Source organism: Lactobacillus sp. VURO6/B1 (VP7), assembly GCF_058139575.1.
This window is the reverse complement of record NZ_JBVOWJ010000004.1, coordinates 136,416-159,966: the sequence shown is the minus strand read 5'-3', so window position 1 is coordinate 159,966 and position 23,551 is coordinate 136,416. Positions and strand designations below refer to the sequence as shown.

Below are 23,551 nucleotides of genomic sequence, written 5' to 3'. Positions count from 1 at the left end.
ACAAGGTAAAAGAAAAAGAACCAAGCAGTTTATTAGCTGCTTGATTCTATTCATTTAAGCTCTATCAACAGGATTTGCCAAGGAGCCTAAAATTATTTACAAATTTTAAAGCTGAAATTTTCCAACAAAAAGTTAGCAGTATTTAGTCATTATTTTTCTTATCAGAATAATATAAATTTTCTAAACGCTGGTACGAGCCTGGCTCCACTTTTTCAATAGCAGTTGCTATGGTATCAAGAGCATCCTTATAATTATAGTCTTGCTCATAAAGGTCCATGGCCTTTTTCTGCGCATTTTGAATTGAACCATTATCAGAATATTTATTTGAATACTGCAAGGTTAATTGCACTAAATCAGCAGAATTAATAATGTCATCTGCTTCTCGTTTTAGTCTTTCAACATCATCAGAAATTTGAATCAATTCTTGCGAGATTTTTTCCATATTCAGACGAACTTGACTCAATTCTTTTGCTACGTGACCGATTTCATTAACAACTAATGTATACATTTGAACAAAAGCATCTGGATTACCCGGCAAATTTTTACGTTCTAACCGCCGGTAAACTAGAGACACTTCTTGCTTAAAACGATTAATTGAATCATTAGCGACATTTTCTGAATCATAAAGGCCATCGACATCTTGCGCCATTGTCTTTTGCTGGTTGCTAATTTCACGTAAACGGTCAAGCATGCTTAACCATGATGCCTTAATTTGTGAATAAACGCCCTTGCCATCAGCAACATTTTGCGTATCAACCGTATATTGCCGCTCCATGTCATTGACTTCCTGCTCTAGTTGCCTGCTGGTAGCAAGCTCATTATGCGTAAGTTCATAACTCTCATCGATGTGACGCAATTTGGCCACCAAGTTTTTGGACTCAACCTGTTCATGAGCAAGAAGTCTCTGGATTTTGTCCTGATTTTCTTCTACAAAAGGTCTTGCCTTATATTCATTAGCCAAAGTATCATAAAGAGCAGCAATCTCTTTTTTGATTTTTGCGATTTCTGTGTTCAAATCGGATACCTTTAATTCCGTCAATAATTTGCCCGCATCGGCCACTTGACCGCGAATTTTTTTAATATCGGCTAAAACATCAACTTGAGTTATATAATATTTTGAAGACATCATTTTCTTATAACTATTAGAAAGTTCATCCAGTTGATCTTTAAACACAGTATCAATTTGGTGACGCGCATTTCTGATCTCAGGTAAAACTGAACTGATATTCCTCAAAGCTACTTTAATCTTTGACAAAATACGCTTTGCTTCAACCTGGTCTCCTTGAGCAGTCAGACTCTTAGCTTCAGAAAAGTCACTTTCCATATTAGTCAAATCAGTTTCAATTTTATCAAGTGCACTGCCGTATTCATATGAATTAGCCAAAACGCTTTTACGCAATTCTTTAAACTGATTGAATAGGTCATTATACTGCTTTTGGTTTTCACGGTTTGATTCAAGTAATTCGGTAAAAACTTCCTTTGTGTTTTTAGCGTCTTTATAAGTTGAACCCATGATTTCCTGAGCCTGTTTGAGATTTTTGTGGGCCTTAAATAGTTGATAGTGTGAGTTTTGGTCAGCAGCTTGTTCAAGAAAACTCTGTGCAGCAGGAATTTTTTTAGTTGATGCCTGCTCATAGCTTTTGCGCCAAGTAGTCAGTGTGGTCAGACTCTCACCTGCTAAATCCATTTTATCCAGATTAATAATGTCTGTTTCTAAATGCATTTTGGCAATTTTAGTGATCAAATCGTCCAATTCAAGAATCTGCCTTAATTGGCGTCGATTGACTATGATCATGAGTGCTATAATTATAATAATGATTAAAATTGCAATGATTACAACTATGGATTGAGTCGATGACATATTTTTCCTCCAAAACTACCCCAATTATACCAAACTTCTACATTATTGTGGGCAAGAGTTTTTTAAACTAGCATATTTCATTATGCTATAAAAATTGATATGCAGTATTGATAAATGCTACCTTACTTTTAAACAAAATATTGACTTTTATATGTCTTTATAAACCAAATTTTCTTTTTCTTCCTATAATAATTAAAGCAGTCAATGTTTTCCTTGCTTTAATAAGTCAATACAACTATAATATAGAACGTGTAAAATATTTGCAGCTATAAGTGGCAAGAACGTCAACATCTTAATACGTTTTAGTGAACGAGTAACCGACGCTGCAATAGGCGAAAATGAAAATTAAGATGCACGAATGTTAAACTTATACGTAATTATTTTACTCCAAAAACTGTTATCAGATTTTATTGGAGGATTTTATGTCAAGATATACAGGTCCAAGTTGGAAACGTTCCAGAAGATTAGGAATCTCACTTTCAGGTACTGGTAAGGAGCTTAGCCGTCGTAACTACGCTCCTGGTCAACACGGTCCTAATTCACGTGGTCGTTTATCAGAATACGGCGAGCAATTGCACGAAAAGCAAAAGTTACGTTGGATGTATGGTTTAAACGAGCGTCAATTTAGAACTTTGTTCAAACGTGCTGGTAAGATTCGTGAAGGTGAACACGGTACTAACTTCATGGCTTTGCTTGAATGCCGTTTAGACAGCATCGTTTACCGCTTAGGTTTTGCTACTACCAGAGAGCAAGCAAGACAATTGGTTAACCACGGTCACATTACTGTTAACGGCAAGCGTGTTGATATTCCTTCATACGAAGTCAAGGTTGGTGAAACCATTGGCCTCAAGGAAAAGTCAAAGAACTTGCAACAAGTTAAGGATGCACTGGAAGCAGTTGTATCCCGTCCATCCTTTGTTTCATTTGATGACAACAAAGTAGAAGGTTCACTTGTTCGTCTCCCAGAACGTGATGAAATGGAACCAGAAATTAATGAAGCTCTAGTTGTTGAATACTACAACAAGTTACTTTAATTTCTACATTTTCACAAAACCCCCCTTTCCTACTTGGAGAGGGGTTTTTGCTACCCGAAAGGAAATCTCATCAATGACTGAAGATTTAAATACCAGAGTTACAAATGCTGCTCAAGGCATTACGCCACAGACAAAACCGGATGAACGCCGAAGATTTTTAGGGTCTCTTCGCGAACGGGTTTTAGTGAGAATGACCAATGCTGAAGTGCAGGATCCCAAGTTAACCAACCTTTTTTTACGCCATTTCAAGGATTACGCGGGTTACAATATCCTGATAAACGGTAATTTACATGATAATTTTGTTAATCAAGTAGAAACTTATTGTAGCAAATACGAAACTTCTTTTACCATTGTTAATAACGAGACAGCAAAAACTGGGTCTGATGATTCCGCAATCTTAGTGGTAGCTTCCAGTGCCATTAACAAAATGCGCATTGAAATAAGTCAAGTTTATCCACCTGAAATGCCTAAAGCTCAACTAGCAACTACTGGTCAAAAAAAGGCTGGCTTTTGGCACCGGCTTTTCCACGGAGACAATTAAATGAAGCCTTTAGCTTATAGAATGAGACCGCAAAATTTGAATGAAGTTGTTGGTCAACAACATTTGATTGGTCCTGGAAAAATTATTCGGAGAATGGTCGAAGCCAAAATGCTATCTTCGATGATTCTCTATGGTCCCCCTGGCATCGGCAAAACCAGTATTGCCAGCGCTATTGCCGGCTCCACCAAATATGCCTTTCGTCAGCTTAATGCTGCTACTGATAGTAAAAAGCAGTTAGAGCAAGTGGCGGCTGAGGGAAAATTAAGTGGAACTGTGATACTGTTACTGGACGAAATTCATCGGTTAGATAAAACGAAACAGGATTTTCTCTTGCCACTTTTAGAATCAGGACAAATTATTCTGATAGGGGCGACAACTGAAAACCCCTATATTGCTATCTCCCCCGCTATTCGTTCTCGCTGTCAGATTTTTGAACTAAAACCACTGGCAAAAGAAGACGTTAACAAGGCAATTGGTCGTGCGCTTAAAGATGATAAGAATGGGTTGGGGAATTACCATGTGAAGTTAACTACTGACGCCAGAAATCTTCTAGTGCAAAAAGGCAACGGTGATTTACGTGCAACTTTAAACGGACTGGAATTGGCAGTGAGATCAACCAAGCAGGAAATGATTGCTGCTGGTAAAAATGATGAAGATGAAATAACTATTAATCAAGATGAGATGGCAAATTCGATTCAGTTACGCAGCCAAAACTTTGACGCTAAAGGTGACGGTCATTACGATTTAGTATCTGCTTTTCAAAAATCAATTCGTGGTTCTGATACTGATGCCGCTTTACATTATTTGGCCAGATTAATTGAATCAGGAGATTTAGTGGCAATCTGCCGGCGATTAAGTGTAATTGCTTATGAAGATATCGGACTGGCAAATCCCGCTGCTGTACAGCACGCGCAAATTGCCATCCAAGCAGCAAAGAATTTGGGATTTCCAGAAGCACGCATCCCCTTAGCTAACGCAGTAATAGAATTAGCACTATCGCCAAAGAGCAATAGCGCTATTAGTGCCATTGATTTGGCTCTGCAAGATGTAAAAAATAAAGATTATGGCGGAATACCAGCAGACTTAAAAGATACTCATTATTCTGGTGCTACAAAACTTGGCCATGGCAAAGGTTACATTTACCCACACTCTTTTGCAAATGATTGGGTAGCCCAACAGTATTTACCAGATAATCTGGTTGGAAAACAATATTTTCAACCCAAGGGTAATTCTAAAATTGAAAAAGGGTTAAAAAAACAATACGAAACTTTGCATGAAATGCAGAAAAATGGTTTAAAATAATAAAAGCATTCAAAAAGAGCCACAATTTTTTTACAATTGTGGCACTTTTCTTGTTATCAAGCAGTTAAACTAACCCTTAAAATTTGCTTTTTTAACAAATTCGCTGGTAGTTAAAGTGTAATACTTTTTACCTTTAATTCTGACTGCTGTTCCGTAAGTATTTACAGACTTATGCTTCTTCAGTACTTTCTTACCTAGGCGATTACCATATTTACTGTATACATAGGCATTATGCTCCAATTTTAGTTTCTTGGCATCGATATTTCCTGCAGCTATATACAAGCCATTTTCAAGTGCATAATATGCTCTCTTATTGATAACTTTTTGAGTTGAAACAGCAATCGTGGAACCGGCATTTATTATCAAGCCGTTTGCACGAACACCGTTTTCATCATAAAGATAAGCATTATGCATTACCTTTTTATTGATAATTACCTGAGTTTGGTCGGCTGCAGCAATTTCCTTTGCTTTCTTTACAGTGGTGCTTACCTTATCACTGGTGAAATTTGCTGCCTTGACGAAGCGGTTTTTGGCAATAATATAGTATTTTTTGCCCCGAATCATAACAGAGCTGCCATAAGTCCTAATTGCTTTACCGGCTTTAGACTTGCCGTATTTTTTGACACGTTTGCCGTATTGATTGTAAATGTATGCATTATGTTGCAATTGTTTAGTAGTACCATTGACATTGCCAACCGCAACATAGTATTTTTTACCTTTTGCTCCCTGGTCTACTAAAACATAATATTGTCTATTATTGATTGTTTCAGTGCCAATCGTTTCAAGTATTGAACCGATTCCTAGAGTAACTCCATTGGCACGATGACCATTATTATCATAAAGATAGGCATTGTGTTTTAGAACAACTCTTACTGTCTTAGCTGGTACCTGGCTGTTTTCCGGCATATTAGGAGTTTGGTTGTTTTGATTGTTATCAGGATTAATATTAGTTATATTTGTGACTTGATCGCTGCCACCACCCGAATTAATAACATTGGTCACATTCACGTTAGTATCAATGGCATCACGATATAGTTGATCTATACCATCATTACGTTTTTGGGTAATGAGTTCGCTTACTGCTGGACTTTCATTTATGCGATTAGTTGCTTTATCAAAATCTTTTTGAATTTGCTGCTTTATCTTATCCTTAACAGTTGAGCTATAATCAGTATTACTGTCTACAATATTGTCAGCAGCTGTCTGAGCATCAGTTAAAGCCCCATTAGCAATTAATTTTTCCCCAGCGAGTTCAGTTGCTAAATCTGTCGGATTAGAATTAAGGATCTTTTTGGCTTCTTCATACTTCTTATCGGTCAGATCATGATTAATGTTTGGACTAAATTTTTGTAATTTGTCAACGGCAGCCTTATAGGCCTTAGCAAGACGTTCAAGCAATACAGCCGGATCATGCTGCAAAACATTTTCATCTTCTTGACTATCAGCAATCGCTTCACTGATAATCTTGTTGACGGCATCATTACGGACAGTATCTATACCTTTTGTATCCGTAGGTTTATCTAATGTACCCGACTGATCTATAGATCCGTTTGCTTCAAGCACATCTTTTTGAATCTGTTTCTTTAAAGCTTTCTTTTCATTATCGGTATATACAGTACCATCCTTATGTTTTAGATTATCAACTCTTGCTTCTGCGTTTGTAGCGGTATCACGAACCTCGCCTTTAGCCAATTCTCTTTCAGCTGCTATTTCTTTTGCGTTAACCTCTGCAACCGTACTACCAGTAATTCCTTTATATTTATTAAATACATTATCAACTTCAGTGGTCTGGGCGCTATCACTAAATTCCTTCTTTAGTCTGGCAATAGCTTCTTTGTATTTTTTCTCAAACTCATCATTTGCATACTTAATAGCATTTTCTAAGTCTGTCTTTTCACTATCCTGAAGTGCTTTTATCTTATTAATTGCAGCTTCAGTAATTTTTTCAATTTTTGCAACAGTTTTTGCATCTTCAATATCACTATTAGCTTGAGTTACAATATCTTTAACGGCAGCTTGTCCCTTAGGACTTAAGACTTTATTTGCCTGTGCAGCAGCATCTTGAATCTTATCTTTACCTGCCAGTTTTGCGAAAGAGACCTCGGCATTAGTAGCAATTGTATTGAACTCTTGTTGTGCCTTACTTACTGCGGCATTAATAGCATCAACATTTGGAGCACTATCAATCTTATCTTTGGCAGCACTCTTGGCATCAGTGATAGCTTTAATAGCAGTATCGTACTCATTTTTTTTAGCAGTTCTTTCAGCTTCGGTTAATTTTTCATAAGCTTTATTGACGCGGTCAAGCGCTGCAGTTGCATCTACATCAACTGCATTCCTGCTGCTGCTTTTAGCATTAGACAAGTCATTATTTTCTTTATCGTCTGTTGCATTTTTGATTTGTTTTATTTTCTGAATAGCTTCATCCCGAATTTTGGTCACGTCTGGGACGCTTTTAGCTCCGTCAATGCTTGTTGCAGCATCCTTATTAATTTTATCAACAGCATTCTGATCATTCGGGTCTTTTAAATTTTGCTTAACAATATCACTTATTTGTTGAACAGTTTCTTTTGCTGACTCTTTGGCAAATTCTAGTGAAGTATCATCTGTTACACCATTAATTTTATCAATGCCAGTTTTAGATATGGTGCTTACATCATTTTTATCTGTAGCACTTGAAATTGCTGCTTCAGCATCATTTTTAGCTTTTTCAATAGTGTCTAGTGCTTTTTCAAGTTTGCCTTTTTCTTTATCTTTACCATTTTGATCCAGGTTATTATATTCATCTTGAACTTTATTCTTGGCATTCTCGGCTGCATTTTCAACTCTTATTTTTTCAATAAGTTTAGCCCTTTCAAGATCAGTTAAATAAGCTGCTTTTTCAATCGCATCAATAATAGCTTTTCCAGCTTTTTCAGCCGCATCTGCCCTCTCAACAGTAGGTTGCTGTCCAACTGTATTTTTGGCATCATCACGAGCCTGACCGATTGCCTCTATTGCTTTTTCTTTATCATCTTCTGATAAATTAGAATTATTGATATTTTCAGTTGCTTTTTGTGCATATTCATCAAGATTCTTTTGATCTAATCCAATTTTTTTATTTAAATTCAAAGCTTCTGAATATACCGTATTTATATTAATAGTGCCATTACTTTTTTCCGTATCAGCTAAGTCTAAATCACCAGCTTTTTCTATATTATTGATAGCAGTCTGATAATAAAGGTTAACCTTATCTTTTAGAGAACTCTTTCTTTCAGCACTAATATTTGGTAAATTGTCAATCAGCTCATTAACCAAGGTTTGAGTGTCAGTTAAATCTTCAATTAGTGCTGCAATTTCATCTGGTTCAAGTACATTATACTTGTTCAACTCCGCTTGGTCAGCATCTGATTTGACAGCAAAAATATTTTTTATTGTTTTATCTGTTATTAAATATATTTTTTGAATGGAGTCAGCAGTGGTAAAATCTGTATCAGCTTGCTTTTTCTCTTCATCAACAAGATTCTCATAAATTTTATCGTTGGCCTTAATAACACTTTTTTTAGCATTATTAGCTTGTTCGTCAACGTTTGCTTTGCTTGTAATAGCATCAATAGTTGTCTTTTTGGCAAAATGCAGTTCTGCAGCCGCTGCAAGATTTAAAATGTCCCTAATAGCAGTTTCTGCTGTTGAATCTATTTCTTCGACATTTTTTCCTGCATTGAGTTTAGCTATCACATCAGTATCAATTTTATCAATCTGAGCCAAATAATCATTTTTAGTGTCCAAGTCGTCTTGATCTTTTGAAGAAGAACCATATGCTTTATTTACTCGAATTTGCGCAGTTTCAATTGTAGATTTTATATCAGATTTTCTATTATTTCGCACTGATTCAATATCACTTTGATCGGATCCATCTTTTTTCAAATGATCTTTAGTAAGATCGTTTTTTGCATCCTGATCAGTATCAGCTTTTTTAGCAGCGTTTGCTTGAACATCTGAAGCAGTATTATTAGATACAGACTTTGGGACAGCGCAAGTGTTTGTGGCACCTTTTTTGTCACCATCAGTCTCAGTATTTTTTTTAAAACCAAGTGTGATTACATTATCATTAGCAGTAGAATTACCTGAAACTGTTTCTGTTTTATCAATAGCATGCTGTGCAGTCGATTCAGTATCAGCTTTAACTGTTTGACTGCCAGCTCCGAAAAGAGTGAATCCCAGTAGAACAGAAGTCGCTCCAATTGTTAATTTGCGAATTAAAAAATGATCCTGCTTTGCTTGCAATTCTATTTTTCTTAATTTCGCATTATAGTTATTTTTACTTAGCATTATTAGTCCTTCCTCATTATTTAAGCACACCTATATTGTATAAGAATCATTATTAGTTGTAAATATATTATATTTATTAATATTAAATTATAAATACTAGTTATTTTAATATAAGTAGTATTACATTAGTTATATCTATTTAATCCCTTTATAACTAAAACAAATTAAAAATAGTTTTCATAAATAGATAGACATAAGTATTTATTTTTGATAAATTTATTTAATTTTGATTTTTAAGTTTTTTTTCAACTAATTTTTTAGTATTAAAAAACTATCCGAAATAGTGGGTTGTGGTTTTAAGGTGTTATATATTAATAAGTCACAAAATATTTCGCAAAAGAAAAAGTGACATAATTGTTTTTTACAGTTGTGTCACTTCTCTTGTTATCAGGAAGTTAAACTACCCTTTAACATTTGCTTTCTTAACAAATTTGCTTGTTGTCATAGTGTAGTACTTCTTGCCCTTTATCTTTACTGGATTACCGTAAGTCTTAATTGATTTACGTTTCTTCAGTACTTTCTTACCTTTGCGATTGCCATATTTACTGTATATATATGCATTATGCTTCAATTTCAGTTTCTTGGCATCGATATTTCCTGCAGCTATATACAACCCGTCTTCAAGAACATAATATAGCTTCTTGTTGACAACTTTTTGCGATACTACGTCAACATTTGAACCAGCATTTATTACTAAGCCATTTGCACGAATACCATTTTGATCATAAAGATATGCATTGTGCATTATCTTTTTATTAATGATGATATGAGACTGGTCTCCTGCTTCAACAGCAGCAGTTTGATTAGCCGTTGCTGTCTTTAAAGGTACATTTTGACCTGAAATATTTGCCGCTTTGACATAACGATTCTTGGCAATGATGAAGTATTTCTTACCGCGAATCTTAACGCTATTGCCGTAGGTAGCAATGACCTTGCCTGACTTTAGTTTACCTGACTTCTTAACCCGCTTGCCGTATTGGTTATAAATGTAAGCATTATGCTTCAATTTTTTAGCTGTACTCTTAACATTGCCAATTGCAACATAGTACTTCTTATTATCAGCACCCTTGTCAACTAAAACATAATATTGTGCACCATTAATTGTTTCAATACCGTAAGTATCAAGAATTGATCCGGCTCCCAAAGTAATGCCATTTGCGCGTTTACCTTTACTATTGTATAGGTATGCATTATGCATTAAAATTACTCTTTCGGAGTCTTCATTCTTATCAGATTCTTTATCTTTATCATCAGTCTTATCAGGTTGAGCAGGTACTATCGGTTGAGCTTGCTGTCCGTTACCATCGCTTTCTATAATATTGGTAACATTAACATTTGACTCTGTAGAGTCACGTTTTAATTGATCAATACCAAGATTACGTTGCACAGAGATTACTTCGCTGACTGACGAGCATGAATTAATACTGTTCACAAATTCATTATAATCCTTCACAATATGCTCTTTGATTTGCTTTTTAGCAGCAGAATCATAATCAGAATTACCATCAACAAGCTTATTGGCAGCCTTTTGTGCATCAGCTAATGCACCCTGGGCAATTAGCTTTTCACCTTCAAGTTCAGTTCTTAAGTCTGTAGGATTTGCTTTAAGTTTTGCTAGCGCAGCTTCATAACTTTGCTGAATGGTACTATCATCAGTGTCAAGAGTAAACTTATCTTTCAAATATTTTGAAGCAGCTTCACGAGCTTGGGCTAGTCTTTGACTGAGAACGTCTTTATCTTGATTTATGATGTTGTTAACTTCCTGACTGTCAGGAACTGTTTCACCATTTATCTTGTCGATTGCATCTTTACGTGCTTTGTCAACACCTGCTGAATCGCTTGCTTGATCAATAGTACCATTTTTATCAATAGCTTCATGAATATCTTTATCAATTTGGTTCTTGATAGCATCTTTTTCAGCTTGAGTATAGTCAGTACCATCTTTGTGCTTTAAATCGTCAATTTTCTTCTTAGCATTAGTGCCAGTGTCTTGAACTTCGCCTTTAGCCAATTCCCTTTCGGCTGCCAATTCGTGTTCTTTAACTTCATCAACCGATGTACCAGTGATGTCCTTGTTCGAGTTGAATGCTTTATCTACTTCAGTGGTATCTGCATCTTTGCCAAACTTATCTTTTAGTCTTCCTACTGCATCATCATGCTTTTTGCTCAATTCTGCTTTGGCATTTGAGATAGCTTGAGCTAAGTCTTTTTCATCATTACCTTTTAAGGCATTAATTTTATCAATAGCGGTTTGCTTAATTCTAGCAACATTGGCAACAGTTTCAGCTGAATCAATATCAACACTTGCCTGTTTTGCTATCTCATCTACCCGATCCTGATTATCTTTACTCAAGCTTGGTTTAGCAGTAGAAGCTACTTTTTTGACTTCATCTTTGGCAGCCACTCTGCTAAAAGCCAATTCAGCTGTTGTCGCTGCAGAATCAAATTGTCTTGAAGCATTGTCAACTGCTGCTGCAACCGCGTCAGCATTAGTAGCACTGTCTATCTTAGTTTCAGCTGCTTTCTTAGCATCCTCAATAGCGGTTAAAGCCTTGTCATAATCAGCTTTAGTAGTTGCCTTTTGAGTGTCATTAAGCTTGTTATAAGCTTCTTCAACCCTGTTTTTAGCCTTAGTTGCCGCCTGGTCAACATTTGTTTTGTTAGTTGACTTGATAGTAGCTAAGTTATCTTTATCTGACTGGTCAGCAGAATTCTTAACACCCTTAATTGCAGTAATTGCTTGGTCACGAGTGCTATTCACAGAATCAATTGTAGTTGCAGCGTCAATATCTTTATTAGCTTGAGCAACAAGAGAGTCAACCTTGTCTTTGTCGTCTTGTTTATTTAAGCCACTCTTGATATCATCAGCAACTGCTTTAACTGCGTCCTTAGCTGCAGCTTGAGCAAAGGCTAGTTCGGCATCGTTCTTGGTTTTGTCAATGTCAGTCTTAGCTTTATCAGAAGCATTGTTGACATCTTGCTTGGAAGTTGCTGAATCTATTGCTTTTTCGGCATTAGCTTTAGCCTGATCAATATCTGCTTTAGCTTTGTCATACTTATCTTTAACTTCCTTCTGCTCATCAAGAGTCAGTTTATTATAGTCATCATCAAGTTGTTTCTTAGCATTATCTGCCGCAGCCTCGACTTTAGTCTTTTCGGTAAGTTTAGAATTTCCTAAATCTGTATCTGTAGCCGTTTTTTCAGCTGTATCAATTACACTCTCTCCAACTTTTTCAGCTGCGTCTGCCTTTTCAACAGTTGGCTGTGAAGCAACAGTCTCTTTAGCATCATCACGAGCTTTATTGATTGATTCAATAGCCTTTCCTTTGTCAGCGTCAGATAAATCAGACTTATTAATCTTGTCAATTGCTGCAGAAGCATGATCATCTAATTTCTTTTGATCATTTGCAATAGCTGTGTCTAAGGACTTTGCATCATCAAGAACTTTGCCCATGTTATCGATGCCTTCTTGTTTAGCACCGTTAACTTGGTCAGAAGTAGTTGTACCTGCGTCTTTGATCTTATTAACTGCATCTTGGTAATAGCGATCTACTTTATCTTTTAGAGCAGCCTTGTTTTCAGCACTGATGTTTTTCAAGGAATCGATGCCATTTTTAACTTCAGTTTGTTTGTTAGTTAAAGCATCAATTGCAGCTTTCTTGTCATTATCAAGCTCAGTTGCAGCTGCCTTATCTGCGTTTGTCTTAACAGTATCAATGTCACTGATGGCTTTATCTCTAATATCATTGATCTTTTGCACTGTATCAGCATTATTTAACTGCGTATTAGCTTCGTTGACAATGCCTTCTACTCTATTTTTATCACTTTCAAGGCTCAAGCCATTTTTGATCTTATCTGCTTCGTTTCTAACATCGTCTTTAGCAACTACCCGTGCAAAAGCTAGTTCAGCCTGAGTGGCTGCTTTATCAAAGGCAGTATTTGCAGTTGAAACAGCTTCAGCTACAGCACTCTTGTCTTTTGCTTGACTAATGGCGTCATTTGCTGCTTTTTGTGCATTTTTAATTGCAGTAATAGCTGCATCATAATCTGCTTTAGTTTTGGTTTGTTGCTGCGAATTGAGCTTATTATATGCATCTTCAACCCGTTTTTTAGCGGCTGCAGCAGCTTCATCAACATTTGCCTGACTGTTATCCTTAGCTTCTTCTAACTTAGCTTGTTCAGCGGTATCAGCGGTATTCTTCACCTTATTAATATCATTGATGGCTTGATCTCTGATGTCATTGACCTTTTGCACTGTATCAGTTGAAGCTTTGTCAATGTTTGTCACTGCGGCGTCAGCGATATTCTGAACTGTTTCCTGATCCTTTTCATCTTTCAGATTCTTAATCACATTTGCAGCTTCAGCCTGAACCGCATCTTTAGCAGCTGTTTTTGCAAAAGCTACCTCTGCAGTAGTTGCTGCTGCGTTAATCTTGTTAACTCCCTCAATAGCTGCTGAAGTGATAGCATCTTTGCTTGTTGCTGCATTGACTGCATCAATGGCTGCAGTTTTGGCATTTTCAATTGCAGTAATTGCATTATCATGATCCAGTTTTGTTGCTGCCCTTTGGCTTGAACTTAGTTTTTCATAAGCATCATCAACTTGCTTCTTAGCTGCTTCTGCGGCATTAGTGATATTCTGAGTGCTGTCTTGGCGCGCTTGATCTAGCAAAGCCTTGTCTACTGCTGATACTGTATTTTTAACAGCATTAATGGCGCTAATGGCGTTTTCTTTGATGCTGTTTACTTTGTCAACCGTATCTGTTGCAGCAGTATCAAAAGCGGTATCTGCTTGATCAGAAATGTTTTGAACTTTTTGTTTATCAGCAGTGTTCTTTAACTGACTTTGGGCATTAGCGGCTTCCTTGTGAACTGCATCTTTAGCTGCCACTTTTGCGAAGGCTACCTCTGCTTTTGTTGCTTCCTGATCAAATTTTTGCTCTGCTGTTGCTGCTATGGCTACCGCAGCATCTTTAGTTTCAGCATTTTGAATATCGGCAATTGCTTTTTGAAGTGCATTGTCAATTGCAGTAATTGCGTCATCGTGAGCCTGCTTAGTTTTTTGTTGTTGATCTTTTTCTAGATCCCCATAAGCTTTTTCTACTCGAGCCTTAGCTGCGTCTGCCGCTTTGTTAAGATTACCCTTTTGATTATTTTTAGTTTCCTCTAGGCTTGCCTGTTCATTACCATTAGCCGCGTCTTTAACAGCATCAATATCATCAATCGCTTTATCTCTAATGCTGTTTACTTTTTGCACTGTGTCTATAGCGTTATCGTTAAACTGGATATTAGCTTGGATAACAATACCATCAACCTTGCTTTTATCAGCTTGAGACTTCAGATCATTCTTAATCTTTGTTGCTTCCTTTTGAACAGCAGCTTTAGCTATAACTTTAGCAAAGGCTACTTCAGCTTTGGTTGCAATATCATTAAACTTGGTCTTAGCATTATCTACTAACCCATTAACTTCGTCAGCAGTTTGGGCTTGACCAATTTGGATATTTGCTGCATCTGCAGCGTTGTCAATTGCAGTAAGAGCATTTTGATATGCTTGATAATTATCATTCTTTTGGTCAGAATTAAGATTATTATAAGCATTTTCCACACGTTTTTTAGCATCTGCAGCAGCACCGTTAACATTGGACTTGCCATTAATCTTAGCTTGATCCACGGTTGCCTGGTCAACAGCAATGGCAGTCGCTTTAACAGCATCGATGTCGCTAATTGCTTTATCTCTTAATTTATTAACAGTTGTTATATCGGCAGCAGCATCAATAGCTGTGTCAGCTTGATCTGAAATTGCATCTACTTTTTTCTTATCAGTATCTTTACTTAAACTACCCTTAACAGTATTTGCCTCATTTTGAACCGCCTCTTTAGCAGCTGCTTTAGCAAATGCTAATTTAGCGTCTGTTTCGGCCTTTGTGAAAGCCTGATCGGCATCTCCTGCAGCCTTACTTACGGCATCCTTATCCGTTGCTTTTTCTATAGCATCTTTAGCTGCAGCTTGGGCACCGGTAATAGCTTGAATTGCCTTGTCATACTCCGTCTTGGTTGCTGACTGTCCATTTGCACTAAGACTATTATATGCGTCATTAATTCTTTGCTTTGCAGCTGCGGCAGCTTGATCAATACTCTCTTTAGTATCATCCTTAACTTTAGCAAAATCCTTTTGCTCATTTTCTTCAGCAGTCTCTTTAACGGCGTCAATGTCTTTAATAGCTTGAGCTGCAATAGTATTTACATTATCTACGCTTACGGCTGCAGCAAGATCATTTTCTGCTCGTAACACTACGTTATCGACTTTTGTTTGGTCAACTTCCTGCTTCAAACCTTTTTTGACCTTATCAGCCTCAGCTTGGATTGCAGTCTTAGCTGTCACTCTGGCAAATGCTACTTCAGCTGTTGTAGCAGCCGTATCAAGGGCAGCAGATGCAGTACTTACCGCTTTAACAATTGCATCAGCATTTGCAGCCGCACTAATCGCATCATTTGCTGTTGCTTGGGCTTGAGTGATGGCATCCATGGCTTTACTGTAATCACTTGCAGCCAAAACTTTTTCGTCTTTTCCAAGTTTGTCATAAGCATCTTGAACACGTTTTTTAGCAGCTGTAACTAAATCATCAACACTGGTCTTATTATTTTCCTTTGTTTTCTCCAGTTCTTTCTGTTCATTGTCATCCGCAGTTGCTTTTACATTACCTATATCGCTGATCGCTTTATCTCTAATGCTGTTTACCTTATCTACAGTATCTGTTGCAACTCCGTCAATATCTTTATCTGCTTGATCTGAAATTGCTTGTACTTGCTTCTTATCATCAGTTTTATTCAACTGATCTATGATAGATTTCGCTTTTTCATGAACTGCATCTTTAGCTGCTACCTTGGCGAAGGCTACTTCTGCTTCGGTTGCTGCTGCATTAACCTTATTAATACCCTCAGTTGCTGCCTGAGTAATTTCTGCTTTTGAATTTAATGAAGAAATTGCATCGTTAGCAGTTTTTTGGGCACTTGCAATTGCGTTAAGGGCATCATCATGAGCCTGTTTGGCAACTGTTTGTTCAGTTTCCGTCAGCTTACTATATGCTGCTTCAACTCTCTTCTTAGCTGTTTCAGCTGCTTCATTAATATTCTCAGAGCTGTCTTTGCGAGCTTCGTCAACAATAGCTTTATCTACTGCATTTGCTGTATTTTTAACAGCCTTAATAGCACTAATTGCGCTGTCTTTAATGCTGTTTACTTTGGCAACAGTATCTGTTGAATTTTGGTCAATTTCTGTAATAGCATTGTTAGCGATGTTCTGCACAGAAGTCTTATCGTCTTGACCTTTCAGATCGGCAATAGCACTCTTTTCCTCGGTCTGAATCGCGTCTTTAGCTGCTGTTTTGGCAAATGCTACCTCTGCTTTTGTTGCTTCTTGATCAAGTTCCTGCTCAGCTGTTGCTGCTATATCGCTTACCGCATCCTTAGTTTCAGCACTGGCAATATCGCTATTTGCTTTAAGGCGCGTATTTTCAATAGCAGCAAGAGCATCATTATAAGCCTGCTTTGTTGCATCTTGCTCAGCCGGTGTCAGCTGAGCGTAAGCCGTTTCAACACGGGTTTTAGCGTTTGCTGCTGCCTTGTTAACATCACCAGTCCGATTATTCTTAGTTTCTTCCAGACTGGCTTGTTCACCACCATTGGCTTCAGCTCTAACAGCGTCGATATCTTTAATAGCCTGATCCCTAATACTGGTTACTTTAGCTACAGTATCAGTATTAGTGCTATTAATACTGGTAGTAGCAGTGGTAGCAATATTGTCAACCCGATTTTTATCAGAATCAGCCTTTAGGTCTTGTTTAACCTTATTAGCTTCATTCGAAATATCTGCAACAGCTGTTACCTTAGCAAAAGCTATTTCCGCTTTTGTGGCTGCATTGTCAAACTGAGCTTTGGCATCTTTAACTATCCCTGGTATTTGGTCACCTGAATCAGTTTGTGCAATTTGGTTATTCGCACTAGTTGCAGCATTGTCAATCGCATCATGGGCATTTTGGTAAGTCTGATAATTAGCATTCTTTTGAGAATCATTCAACTTGCTATATGCATCATCGACACGTTTTCTAGCAGCATCAGCAGCTTCATTAACATTAGCGGTGTTGTTTTTCTTGTTTTCGTTTAGTTGTGCTTTTTGAACAGCGTCTGCCACAGCTTTGACACCATTAATATCATTGATAGCCTGGTCCCTAAATCTAACCACGTCAGTTATAGTAGTAGCATTGTCAATGTTAGAATTTGCTGTAGTTACTATCTCTTGTACCTTTTGCTTGTTTTCATTATCAAGACCGTTAGTGACTGCATCTGCTGCTGCTTTAACTGCAGCTTTAGCTCCTAATTTTGCAAATGATAGTTCAGCTTTGCTAGCAATATCATTAACTGCAGAAATTCCTGTTGTAGCGGCACTGGTAGCATCATCTACTGTCTTTGCAGCTTGAATTGCCGCATCCGCAGTATTCTTTGCCTCATTAATATCGCTGAAAGCTTTATTATATTCTGACTTAGACTGCTCTTTTTCAGCTGCACCTAACTCGTTATAAGCATTCTGAACGCGTTGAGTTGCATCAGCTGCAGCTTTATCAATATTAGCTTTATTAACTGTTTGGGAATTGTTAATTGCTGCATCAGCTGTAGCTTTCACGTTAGCAATATCTTTAATTGCCTGGTCTTTAATGAAGCCAACTTTAGTAACACTATCAGCACTGTTCAAATCAGTTTGAGCCTGGGTTACTATACTGTCTACTTTATTAAGATCAACTGTTTGCTTTAAGCCTTGCTTGACATTATCCGCTTCGCCTTGAACTGCATCTATCGCAGCTACCTTGGTAAAGGTCAATTCGGCATCAGATGCAGCTTGTGTAAAGGCTTTATTAGCATTATCAACAGCTGTTGTAATTTCTGAATTAGTTTGCGCAGCAGCTATTGCATTCTCTGCTACAGTCTTAGCTTTATCAATGGCATTATTAGCTGCGTTATAAGCGGTTTGGACTGCCGTTGTCTTTTGCTCGTCAGAAGTGAGCTGATTATAAGCTTCTTTGACCCGCTTCTTAGCGGCATCTGCTTGGGCATCAACACTTGCCTTGCTTGATTCTTGTGCCTTTTGAATTGTTTGTTCTGCATTACTCTTGACGTTGTCAATTGCCTTGATTGCATTCTCTTTTATTCTGTTTACGTTATCAACGTTCTCAGCAGCACCAATGTCATCTTGTGCTTGACTAACAATTTCATCTACTTTATTTTGATCAGCTGTTTCTTCGAGATTAGGTTTTACTTTTGCCGCTTCAGCTTGTACTGCGTCGTTAGCAGTGATCTTGACAAAGGTTAATTCAGCTGCATCTGCCAGCTTATTAATGTTTGTTGTACCTTCACTGGCTGCGGCAGCAACTTCAGTTTCAGTAGTTGCGGCTGCAATCTTTGCTTCAGCTGCAGTTTGGGCATTCTTAATATCTGCAACAGCTTGGTCATGTGTGCCCTTATTGGCTGCCTTTTCAGCAGTTGTTAAGCTGTTGTAAGCAGCATCCACCCGCGCAATCGCTGCTTGAGCTGCTCCATCAATACTAGTCTTATTCAGCTCTTTTGCTTTATCAACTTTTTCCTTTGCACTTGAATCGGCTGTAGTTTTGACCTGGTCTATATCCTGGATTGCCTGATTTTTGATACTATTAATAGTTGAAACATCAGTAGCAGCGTCTATCTTGCCATTAGCTGTAGTAACAATGCTATCAACTGTTTGTTGATCAGCTGTGCTTAAGCTAGGCTTAACCTTAGCAGCTTCATTTGCAATTGCCTCTTTTGCATCGGCTTGCGCAAATGTTACTTCTGCTTTTGTTTCAATAGCAGCGATTGCCTGTGTGCCTGTTCCAGCTGCAGCTATAATATCTGCCACATTTTGGGCACTCTGAATATTGTTTTTAGCAGTTTTAGCAGCTTGGTCTATATCATCTAAAGCTTTCTGTAACGATTGTTGGCAACTAGTTTGATTATCCGTTGACAGTTTCTGGTAAGCATCACTTACACGCTTTTTAGCTGCAGTGGCTGCCGCATCAATATTAGCTGCCTGAGTATCCTTGTTAGCCTTGATTTCGGCTTGCTTAACTACATCAGCAGTAGTTTTAACATTATTGATATCTTTAATTGCCTGATCTTTAATGCTGTTGACCTTGTCGACTGTAGTTGCTTTTTGGAAATCGTTATTAGCTGTTGCAACGATACCATCAACTTTCTGTTGATCAGCTGCACTTAAATTCGGCTTGACACTGTCAGCTTCTTTCTTGACAGCATCAACAGCTGCTATTTTGGCAAAAGCAACTTCAGCTGTGGTTGCCGCGTTGTCAAACTTGTCTTTAGCAGTATTAAAGGCATTAATGATTGCATCTTTGGTTGTAGCAGAGTTAATTGTTTCGGTGGCTGCTTCTTTAACCTGATTTATAGCTGTAATTGCAGCCGCTTTATCGGCATCAGCTTTTTCCTGCTGACCTGCTTCTGTCAAACCATTATAAGCTTTATTCACACGGTCAATTGCGCTATCAGCAGCAGCGTTAAGGTTAGCAGTGTTAGAAGTCTTAATAGCTTCAATGTTGGCTGCATTGGCGGCGTCTTCAACTGCTTTTATCGCGTCTTCGCCATCATCTGCAGCCTTATCTGCATTTTCAGCCGTTAATTGTTTGCCCACATTTATCTTGGCATCATCACGAGCCTTGTTAATATCGTTTACCGCTTTTTGCTTGTCTTCATCAGACATGTCCGTCTTATTGATGCGGTCTGCTGCAGCTTGGGCGTAATCATCAAGTTTTTTCTGGTCAGAAACAATTTCCTTATCAAATGCCGTAGCTTTGTTCCAAACGCTGTCAATATTTCTAATCCCAATGTTCTTCTCAATGTCTACCTGTACAAGACTTGCTGGCGTCGGGTTATTAACTTTGGCAGCAGCATCTTGATAATAATCCTCAACTTCCTTATTTAATGCAGCCTTAGCATCAGTACTGATATTTTTTAAATTAGCAATGAAATCTTCAACGTTTGCTTGTTCAGCTCCTAATTCTTTCAAAGCATTTTCTTTAGCTGTCTTTAAATCACTTGCAGCCTTATCAATAACTTGTTGCGCCTTAGCATCTGTTAAAGCCTGATCAATGTTTGCTACACCATTACCTTGCGCTTTAGTGATTTCATCAAAACTTTCACAGTCATCAATAGCTTTCTTAGCAGCGTCGTATGCCTTTTGAGCTTGATCTTGATATATCTTAACGTTGTCCTGAGTTAAACCACTATTTGTTAAATCGGCGATTTGGTTAACTACACCCGGCATCCCGGAAGTGCCATTACCATTGAGCTCATTATCAAGTGCTTGTTTAGCAGCTTCTTTAGCTGCAGCTAATTTATTTTGCTCATCTGACTCTTCATTAGCAATTTGCAAGGCTTTTTTTACAAGGTCAAGAGCCGTTTCTTTACGTCTATTGACTTCGGCAATGGTATCTGCACCATAAACTGTTGTGTCTTTATTAGTTTCAGTGACTGAATCTGCCATTGCCAATGCTTTAGCCAGTTCATCTTCAAAAGTCTTTGATTGACTTTCTTTTAAATTAGTTGGCTTCTTGCTTTCGCCATCTTTTACCGCATTTCTAATCGTAGCAGCAGCATCGTCTTGAGCTTCTGATAAAGTAAGAATATCTAAGCTCTTTTGCACCGGACGAGCACCTGCATCAATAAGTGTTGGGCTGTACTCAACAAAATTGGCGTCTGGGATTATTTCAACTTTATCACCCTTATTCATGTTTAAGGTAACATCAGCCGGTATTGTTACTGAAAAAGTACCGTCTGGATTGATTTCAGAGGAAAATACATTGGGCAATTTGCTAATATTATCCTCAATACTTCCACGATAGGTATCGGTAGTATTTGCATATGGTTTCAAATTTTCATTTTGGAGAATTTGTTTATCATAATTTGGATTGCTACAAATATATTTAACAATGACATACCCTTTAGTACCTTTCGGAAAATACTTATAAAAGGCATTGTCATTACTTGGGCCATCTACCTCTTCACTGTAATTTGATACCTTTCCTGTGATAGTTCTAGAGCCATCTTCATTTTTGATAACTTGCAAGCCATCCTCATCGATATCCAGGAAGCCGCTTGGGTTAGCGGGAACAAAAGCTATATTATTGTAGCTACTAGTATCTTTACTACTCAAAGCACTCTCTAAAGCATTTTTAACAATATTATCTAATGTATTAGTTCCTGGATTTTTAACGGCGGCTTCAGCGGCAGTTAAGAATGAAACAAAGCTCTTGTCATTGACAATGTTTTTTATTTCAGGGTCATTTTTAATCTCATCTAACTGCTCTTGGGATAATGTTTTGTTACCATCCAGCATTTCAATCGTGTTTACATTAATGCCAGTATCAGTTTTCTGCATTTGCAAAACATGGAATGGTGGTAACGTAAAAGCTTTACCCGTACTGTTTTGTAGTTGTTGGCGCACATTGGTAATCGTGATTTTGTTATTACCGATAACGCTTGTATTAGGATTTATGTTATTGTGGGCATCCAAAACAAATGATGTCGGATTATTAACTTTGAATGTGCCTCCAGAGACATCGAGTAAAGTAATGTTTCCAGTACCAGCAATGTCTCCCAAGCGAATATTAAAGCTGCCGTTCTCAACGTCAGCTGTCCCCGTGACATAAACCAAGGTACCTGAATAATCACCCATATTATTTCCCACGATGTTCATTTCACCATTGGGATTAATAGTCAAATTGCCGTTGTCAAAAAATAAATTATTGGTATCTCTATCACTGATATTACCATTAGTTTTTATGTTAACTTGACCATTTTGCATAACGTTAAAAGTTGAACTAGCATCTTTCAAATATACCGCTCTTGCTCTGGCACCATTCCTCGTGCCTTTATAAGGCATGACTGTGTTATCACCAATGTTAATATTTAGGACACCAGCGACCTGTATAGTTCCTGCGCCTTCCATATAAATCGCACTGTATGGAAAGCCATATTCACCGTCGTCATCGTTACCATCATAAGTTTGAACAGGAATAAGATTTACTGTAGCGCCTCTATGAATTTTAAGAGTGTTACCATTACTTTTCATCTCAATTATGGTTCCGCCATATGTTGAACCAGTAAATTCGCCATCCAGAAAATCAATACTATTATTTTTTGTGTTTCTAAATTCAAACAGCTGTTGCTGATTATTATATGCGTTTGATGTCTTAATATTACGACAATCATTATTACCCGTAAAGTAAATATGGGTATTATCACCAGAATATATTAATTGTGTACCTCTAAAAGTGCAATTGTTAAAAACTATATTAGTATGAAAAGAACCACTTACATATAGTGTATCCCAAACACCGTAAAAGTCGTTACTCTTGATATTTATATTTTGAAAAGTAACATTTGCGTTTGTTCCAGACGTTTGTATAGGCGCATTTCCATCAAAATCCAGAGTATACTTGTTATTAGTGTCGGACCTAATTAATAAATCACGTCCAGGAACGCTAAATGTAGTGTTCAAAAGACCTGAAGGTGCAATAACGTTATTCATTAAAACAATTTCAGTAATTTTTTGATTATTTAGTGCGTTTTTGAAATCTTGCCAGCTACTTACTTGATATGATATTCCATCACCAGCATCTTTTACTATTGGAATTTTATCATTTGCAACCGCAGTTTCATCTATATCACCATTTTGTCCACCCTCAGAACTGGCATCATTATCAGGTTTATCAACGTTACTCTGTGAATCTTCTGGCAACTTACTATCACTTGAAACATTATTTCCAGCCGTAATATTAGAGACAGTATCTTTACCAATTGAGTCATTTTTTTCTGGTGCTGTCACGCTTGAACCATTTGCATCAATTTCCGGTTGTTTAACAGAATTGGCTTGACCAGCATCTTTAACATCTTTCTTTTCCTGATCTTTTGCAGTTTCCGTTTTGGTTACATTTTTTGAGGCCTGATCATTACTCTTCAAAAATGAAGTTAAACCGGAAAAAGTAAATAATTTTGGTTCTTTTTTTGTCCTCTCAGTTTGATTATCAACTTTATTAGATTTAAGTGTAGTTTCTTCTTTATTATCTGTCACAGTTGTCTTCAAATCAGATTTGTTTGACTTGGCTTCAGCTTTAGGCTCTAAATTTTGTGCAGGCGTATCAGTATCGGCCTTTACTGTCTGGCTGCCTAAACCAAGAAAAGTGAAACCAAGCAAAACAGAAGCAGCACCGATTGTCAATTTGCGAATTGAGAATCGGTCTTGCTTTGCTTGCAATTCCATTTTTCTTAATCTCTCATCATAGTTATTTTTACCTAACATAAGTTATCCTTCCTTGAAAATTTAAATACATTTTGAATTTTATAACTATTGTTATTAATTGTCAATATAGTACGTTTAATATTATAAGCAAGTATAAATAACTGTTATTTAAAAATCTATCA

The 23,551-nt window shown here is 37.3% G+C and carries 6 protein-coding genes; 3 read left to right on the top strand and 3 right to left on the bottom strand.

Annotated features, from left to right (window positions below; genetic code table 11):
- Window positions 1-142: 142 nt before the first annotated feature.
- Entirely contained in the window at window positions 143-1,861 is a 1,719-nt protein-coding gene (gene ezrA, locus ACZ2M0_RS03505) for a septation ring formation regulator EzrA (protein WP_490058536.1), read from the bottom strand.
- 422 nt (window positions 1,862-2,283) lie between these two features.
- Between ezrA and rpsD the strand changes: the two genes are divergently transcribed.
- The 3 genes from rpsD to ACZ2M0_RS03490 all read left to right on the top strand — a co-directional run bounded on the left by rpsD (window position 2,284) and on the right by ACZ2M0_RS03490 (window position 4,738).
- Window positions 2,284-2,895 carry a 30S ribosomal protein S4 gene (rpsD, locus tag ACZ2M0_RS03500; RefSeq protein WP_109586202.1) on the top strand — a complete coding sequence of 204 codons (612 nt, stop codon included), beginning with the start codon at window positions 2,284-2,286 and terminating at the stop codon, window positions 2,893-2,895.
- Between the two features lie 73 nt (window positions 2,896-2,968).
- A complete protein-coding gene (locus ACZ2M0_RS03495; RefSeq protein ID WP_490058535.1) occupies window positions 2,969-3,436 on the top strand; it encodes a YueI family protein in 468 nt (155 codons plus the stop codon).
- A complete protein-coding gene (locus ACZ2M0_RS03490) occupies window positions 3,437-4,738 on the top strand; it encodes a replication-associated recombination protein A (protein ID WP_490058534.1) in 1,302 nt (433 codons plus the stop codon). It begins immediately after the preceding gene.
- A 69-nt stretch (window positions 4,739-4,807) separates the two neighbouring features.
- Here the strand turns inward: ACZ2M0_RS03490 and ACZ2M0_RS03485 are convergent, their stop codons facing one another.
- Window positions 4,808-9,049, bottom strand: a complete 4,242-nt coding sequence (locus ACZ2M0_RS03485; protein WP_490058533.1) for an SLAP domain-containing protein — start codon at window positions 9,047-9,049, stop codon at window positions 4,808-4,810.
- A gap of 400 nt (window positions 9,050-9,449) precedes the next feature.
- The gene (locus ACZ2M0_RS03480) at window positions 9,450-23,429 is read right to left on the bottom strand and encodes an SLAP domain-containing protein (protein ID WP_490058532.1); all 13,980 of its coding nucleotides are present in this window, start codon (window positions 23,427-23,429) and stop codon (window positions 9,450-9,452) included.
- Window positions 23,430-23,551: the final 122 nt, after the last annotated feature.